Source organism: Actinomycetota bacterium (assembly GCA_030682655.1).
In the GTDB taxonomy this organism is placed as follows: Bacteria; Actinomycetota; Coriobacteriia; order Anaerosomatales; family JAUXNU01; genus JAUXNU01.
The window spans coordinates 1-5590 of the sequence record JAUXNU010000091.1 but is presented as its reverse complement, the minus strand read 5'-3'; the positions used below and the strand labels follow the sequence as shown (position 1 = coordinate 5590).

General features: G+C 63.7%; 6 protein-coding genes. 1 reads left to right on the top strand and 5 read right to left on the bottom strand.

Annotated features, from left to right (window positions below; translation table 11 throughout):
• Nucleotides 1–244, top strand: a 244-nt coding sequence (locus Q8K99_05200; protein ID MDP2181952.1) for a hypothetical protein, incomplete at its 5' end; no start/stop codon positions are given.
• 407 nt (nucleotides 245–651) lie between these two features.
• On the opposite strand, the gene Q8K99_05195 is transcribed toward Q8K99_05200, so the two are convergent.
• From Q8K99_05195 to Q8K99_05175, 5 genes are all read right to left on the bottom strand, one after another.
• Nucleotides 652–1098 carry a response regulator transcription factor gene (locus Q8K99_05195; GenBank protein ID MDP2181951.1) on the bottom strand — a complete coding sequence of 149 codons (447 nt, stop codon included), beginning with the start codon at nucleotides 1096–1098 and terminating at the stop codon, nucleotides 652–654.
• An 83-nt stretch (nucleotides 1099–1181) separates the two neighbouring features.
• The gene (locus Q8K99_05190; protein ID MDP2181950.1) at nucleotides 1182–1631 is read right to left on the bottom strand and encodes a response regulator; all 450 of its coding nucleotides are present in this window, start codon (nucleotides 1629–1631) and stop codon (nucleotides 1182–1184) included.
• A complete protein-coding gene (locus Q8K99_05185) occupies nucleotides 1632–2003 on the bottom strand; it encodes a response regulator (protein ID MDP2181949.1) in 372 nt (123 codons plus the stop codon). It lies immediately after the preceding gene.
• A gap of 457 nt (nucleotides 2004–2460) precedes the next feature.
• On the bottom strand, nucleotides 2461–5166 hold the full coding sequence (locus Q8K99_05180; protein ID MDP2181948.1) for an ATP-binding protein: 2706 nt from the start codon (nucleotides 5164–5166) through the stop codon (nucleotides 2461–2463).
• A gap of 183 nt (nucleotides 5167–5349) precedes the next feature.
• Nucleotides 5350–5590: TCP-1/cpn60 chaperonin family protein (locus tag Q8K99_05175; GenBank protein ID MDP2181947.1), on the bottom strand; the 241-nt coding region annotated here is incomplete at its 5' end.

Sequence of the window (5590 nt, the reverse complement as noted above, 5' to 3'; positions counted from 1 at the left end):
CTATGAGACCTCGGGCCAGATCCTCGGCGCCCTGCGCTCCAACGCCCTCTACGGCCGTCCGGACGACTATCAGGAAACCCTGGCCAGCCGCACCCGCGCCCTGACCGCCGAACAGATGGACGCCGCCGCCCGCGCCGTCATCGACCCGGCGACCTTCGTCTGGGTCGTCGTCGGCGACGCCTCGGTCGTCCAGCCCCAGCTGGAAGCGCTGGGCCTGCCGGTGGAAGTCCGCCCGGCGCAATAACAAGCACCGTGTCTCCTCCCCGTCGCTTGCGATGGGGAGGGGGACCACGCGCAGCGTGGTGGAGGGGTCGCAACCGCACCACCCCCGCTCATCCCCGCGAAAGCGGGGACCCAGTCCTTTGGGTGATGGCAGCCCGAGCCTGGGACACGCCCGCTCGTCCTGAAACACCGGTGTCAGGCTGGACAGAACCGGGTCCCGGCTTTCGCCGGGATGAGCGGACCTAAATGGCCAGTTCCCCCGTCGGCGCAGAGAGCGGGCCATTGCACCGCAAAGCGCCAGATTCGGATGCGCCGTTCCGGCCTTCACCGCGCGTTCAGGATGTCGCCAGGCGCTTTGGTGGCGGGCCCCGCTTCACACTGCAGGCGTCCAGGGAGCGTTCTCGTTTCCCGGTCGGGACTCCAGACGCATCAAACCAAGATTGAATCGCCTATAGAGTTCGGTCCATCGACCGCTCGTCTTTGGCCAATCGCGCACTCGGCAGGCGCGTTCGACAGGAGGCGTTTGACCCGTTTTACCAACTGGTCTGGTCGGAATGGCTTCGCGATGAAATCGGCGGCCCCGTTCGACAGCGCACGTCGGACGTCCCCTTCGCATCGTGATGCGGTCAACATCAGGACCGGTGTGTCTCGATGAAAACGGTCGGCCTTCAAGGTTCGCAGTACATCGAAACCATCGAGGATCGGCATGGCGACATCCAGGATCACAAGGTCCGGGCAGTCGCTGTCCGCTTGGTGAAGCGCGTCTTCGCCGTTTTGGGCAAGGGTCACGGTCATGCCGTGACTTTCAAGGGTCTGCCGCACCAGAGCCGCCAGATACCGGTCATCTTCGGCGACAAGAATCCGGGGCTTGGGCAAGTGGGGTCACCGTTCACGGGGACCGGCACGGCCCCTCTCGCCGAGCAATCTGCCACTCACAGATGAAAATCCGGTTGCGAGGATCAAGAGCCTTTGTGGACCCGTGTGTAGTCATCCAGCCAGAGCAGGGCGTCTTGCTCCAACAGATCGCAGACCATGTCCGCCAGGGCGTCGGGCTGAATCGGCTTGCAGACGTATCCCGACGCCCCGGCCTGTTTCGCCCGGACGATGTCCTCGAGGTCATGCGAGGCCGTGAGCATCAGGATTCGGACATGGTCCCATGAGCGGGCGGCCCGGAGATGACGCAGAACCTCCAGCCCCGGAACGTCGGGCAGTCCGAGATCAAGAAGGACCAGGTCCGGGGGCGTCTCCGCCATACGCGCCAATGCTTCGGCTCCAGTGCCTACGACCGTGACGCGCTGCCCCCTCGACGAGAGGATCGCCTGGGCGATTTGCCGGATGAAGGGGTCGTCGTCGACCACCAGAATCTGGTGTGGTCCACTCGGCTTCTGACCTGACGCAATCCCGCGCATCTAGGACGCGATCATGCGGTCAACCGCATCGATCAGTGCTTCGCCGGAAAGAGGCTTTTCCAGCCAGGTCGCGCCGAGATTTTCGGCTTTGAGACGGCTGTCGTCAGATGACCAGGCCGTCAGCATCAGGACCGGCGTCTCCGCGATGTCCGGATCCGCCCGGATCTGTTTGAGCGCATCCGTGCCGGACAGACCCGGCATGGAAAAATCCATGATGATAACGGCCGGCGCCAAGGAACGCGCCTTGGCGACACCCTCGGCGCCCCCATTGGCCAAGACCACAACATGACCTGCGCTCTCCAGGTGGATCCGCGTCAGCTCTCGCATGAAGGGGTCGTCATCGACGACGAGGATCGACTGGCGAGCGCTCACTTGGAAGTGTCCATAATCCGGAATCAGGCGGCCAGAGCCGTCCAGTTCTCAACACGTTGGCCTTGGGTGCGTGGCTTGGCAAGTAAAGCCTTCGCGCCGAATGTCTCCGCGAGCATTCATATTGAATGCAGCGCCGAGACGTCCTCCGCCGTTGAAAGCAAGGACGGCCATGTCCGATGCGATTGCACCCAGTTGCTGAAGGACCTCGACGCCGTCGATTTCGGGCCGGATGTTATCCAGCACCATGCTGAGGCGTCGGGATGCCGCCGGGCCATGGGCGGACGCCTCACGACCATCTGCAGCGTGAATCACTTCAACTTCCGCTGACAACAGAGCCGCGCTGATTTCGGCGGACCAGAAAGGGTCATCCTCGACGACAATGCATTTCGACCCGCAATGACCCTGCGGTGGGAGTATTTAGCCCCCGGCAGTCGAACGCCGTTTACTATGGCAACTCTCAAGAGGCCGCTACGAGGTTTATCAGCTTACGGGCAAGCGGATGGAGCGTCTCAAATTCAGCCCCCAGATCGCGGCAGCGTTTGGCCTCCGCTTCCAGCTCGAAGGCTGCGTCCGATACCGCAGTGAAGCCAAGGCTCCCGGCTGTCCCGGCGATCGAGTGGCTAAGGGCCGCGATGGCGTCGGCACGACGGTCCAGGGGCAAGGCCCCGAGGCGAGCGAACTCGTCCTCGAACGTATCCATCCGCGCCCTGTACCTGGCTTTCAGCTCTGCCAGAGGGTCCGGCGTGGCCACCCCTTCCGCGGCAGGTGTTGGAGAGCGATCATCCAGCCCCGCCACGCGAGAGAGCAGGCACATTAATTCCTCGACCTTGAACGGCTTGCCCAGATGATCGGTCATTCCGGCGGCGCGGCAGGCTTCGATCTGATGTGCCAGGACGTTCGCGGTGAGGGCGACCACGGGTATGCATTGAGCCCCGTTGGCCATCGCGCGGATCAGACGGGTCGCGGCCAGACCGTCCATGCCCGGCATCTGGACATCCATAAGAACGAGATCGAATCCGGCGTCCCGGCCAAGCCATTCGATCGCCTCATCTCCGGACGTGACGCAAACGACAGCGTGGCCCGCGCGCGAGAGCAGGATATCCAGAAGCTCGAGATTGGCCTCGACGTCGTCCACCACGAGAATTCTCAAGGGCTGGGTCGATGATGCGTCTGCAGATGCCGAAGCCGGCGGCGATTGAGCCTCGGCCGGCGCATAGGGCAGGGTGAAAATCGCCGTGGTCCCGACGTCGGGTCGGCTCTCCAGGGTCACGTCGCCGTGCATCAGCCGGGCGAGCGATCGGCTGATGCTCAGCCCCAGACCCGTCCCTCCGTACCTGCGACCGACCGCTGTGTCCGCCTGGGTGAAGCCCTGAAACAGACGGGAAAGGGCTTCGGCGGAAATGCCGATCCCGGTGTCTGTGACTCTCAGTTCGAGTTGGTCTTCCGAAATACCGACCCTCAGCGTGACAGAACCCTCATGCGTGAACTTTGCCGCGTTGCCGAGCAGGTTCAAAAGCACCTGCCTCGTGCGCTGCTCATCACCCATCACCCAGGGGCTGACGGCATTGTCGAACACGAGTTGCAGATCCAGTCGCCCGGCCACACTCACCTGCGTCAGGTCGACCACATCGGTCGCGAGCCCTTTCAGATCGAATCCCTGTCGTTCGGTCGTCATCTTGCCGGACTCGATCTTGGAGAAATCGAGGATGTCGTCGATCAGGGCCGACAGCCCCTTTCCTGCCGTCCGGATGCGATCGAGGTATCGCCGCTGATCGTGATCCAGCGCCGTCCTGGACAGCACCTCTGCAAACCCAATCACCCCCTTAAGGGGCGTGCGGATTTCATGGCTCATGTTGGCGAGGAAGTCGGCCTTGGTCCGGGCGGCGTCTTCCGCGATGGCTCGCGCTTCGGCGAGGGCCACCTCACGCTCGCGCCGCTCCGTCACGTCTCGAACGGAATCGTGAATCTCGACGATGACGTCATTCTCATCGCGCTGGAAACGTGGCGGCGCTTCGAGCCACCGAACCGAGCCATCCTTGGTCACCGCCCGGTATTCGACGGTCAGAGGCGCTCGGCTCTTGGCGGCCTGCCTGAACTCTCGGGCGACGCGGTCATGGTCTTCCGGAACCATGATGTCATAGGACGTCCGCCCGATCATCTCTTCCGGAGAGTAGCCGAGAAGTTCGCTGATAGACGGCGAGAGGTAGCTGAAGATGCCGTCGGGACCATAGGTGGCGATGACGTCGCTCACGTTGTCGGCCAGCAGCCGGTAGCGACGTTCCTGCTCGACCGCCGTCTCGATCGCCTTGCGCTCGTCCGTGAGGTCCTTGAACACGCCGAAGAAGCCGGTCACAGAGCCCGTCGTGTCCCTCTGCACCTCTGCCAGCGAACGCACGTTGCGGCGCGAGCCGTCCGCGCGGGCAATTATGGCGTCGAAGTCCCAGCCCTGGCCGTTTTTACTGCGTGTCTTGATGAGGTCGGAGACGAATTTTCGATCCTCCTCGACGTAGAAGGCCAGGGCGTCGCCCAGGGCGGGATTGTAGGTGGCCGGGTCCTCGCCATGGATCGCATAGACCTGCGGGGACCAGAACACGGCGCCGGTCTGGGTATTGAGGGTCCAGTATCCCGTCCCCGACAAGCGTTCGGCGAGATCGAGGATGCGGTGCCGGTCGTCCAGCTCCTTCCTGGCGCGCGACAGGTCGATCTGGTCCACGACGAGATCCGCCAGCGCACGCAGATGGGCGAGATCCGCCCCATCCGGCGTCGGACGCGCCTCGGTGTCGATGACGCAGAGCGACCCGAGGTTGACCCCCTCGCTCGTAGTGAGGGTCGCGCCGGCGTAGAAGCGGATGTCCGGCGCGCCGGTGACAAGGGGATTGTCCTTGAACCGCGCATCGAGCGTCGCATCCTCGACGACCATAACCGCATGTGCGCCCAGTCGAATGGCATGATCGCAGAACGCCCAGCCGCGTTCGGTTTCACGAACATCAAGGCCAATGCAGGACTTGAACCACTGTCGGTCCGTGTCGACGAGCGACACCAGCGCAATGGGAGCCTTGAAGTGCGCGGCGGCCATCGCCGTGATGCGGTCAAACCGTGCTTCCGGGGGCGTATCGAGCACCGCCTGGTCGTGCAAAACGCCAAGCCTCGCGAATTCGTCCACTGCCTTCACCCTCCGTGCGGGGCAGAGATACCGACAAGCATCGTAAGGAAATATTATCGACGATTTAGTCCCGGTGGAACCTGGACTGACCCCAATGAGGACAGGCGCAGCCACCAAAAAGGGCGGCCCCGTCCCCGGAGCCGCCCTCTTCTGTCTCAGCTTAAACCGCCGAGCGACGCGGACTTAAAAGTCCATATCGCCCATGCCGCCCATGCCGCCGCCGCCCATGCCGCCGGCGCCGCCGGCGCTGGCCTTCTTCGGCGCATCGGCAACCGCCGCTTCCGTGGTGATCAGGATGCCGGCGACCGAGGCGGCGTCCTGCAGAGCCGTGCGCACGACCTTGGCGGGGTCGATGACGCCGGCCTTGATCATGTCGACATACTCTTCCGTCTGGGCGTTGAAGCCGAAGGTGTCGGACTTGTTC

Coding starts and splice junctions, on each gene's coding strand:
- Q8K99_05190 (MDP2181950.1), bottom strand. CDS start 1,631: ATGCGCGGGATTGCGTCAGGTCAGAAGCCGAGTGGACCACACCAGATT.